This window comes from Corynebacterium sp. UMB0012 (assembly GCF_030216265.1).
In the GTDB taxonomy this organism is placed as follows: domain Bacteria; phylum Actinomycetota; class Actinomycetes; order Mycobacteriales; family Mycobacteriaceae; genus Corynebacterium.
On record NZ_JASOKQ010000076.1, the window covers coordinates 1 to 364 of the forward strand.

The window sequence follows — 364 nt, forward strand, 5'->3', positions numbered from 1 at the left end:
AATTAAGACACTTATTCCTTGGAAGGAAGGTTATGACCAACCTAGATAGTATATTCAAAAGCAGAGACATTACTTTGCCAACAAAGGTCCGTCCAGCCAAGGCTATGGTTTTTCCAGTGGTCATGTATGGATGTGAAAGTTGGACTGTGAAGAAGGCTGAGCGCCGAAGAATTGATGCTTTTGAACTGTGGTGTTGGAGAAGACTCTTGAGAGTCACTTGGACTTCAAGGAGATCCAACCAGTCCATCCTAAAGGAAATCAGTCCTGAATATTCATCGGAAGGACTGATGCTGAAGCTGAAACTCCAATACTTTGGCCACCTGATGCAAAGAGCCAACTCACTGGAAAAGATTCTGATGCTGGA

At 43.7% G+C, this 364-nt stretch carries 1 protein-coding gene; it reads left to right on the forward strand.

Annotation, left to right across the window (positions count from 1 at the left end):
• Window positions 1–32: 32 nt before the first annotated feature.
• A partial coding sequence (locus QP324_RS11915; RefSeq protein ID WP_284816194.1) for a hypothetical protein occupies window positions 33–364 on the forward strand: 332 nt, incomplete at its 3' end.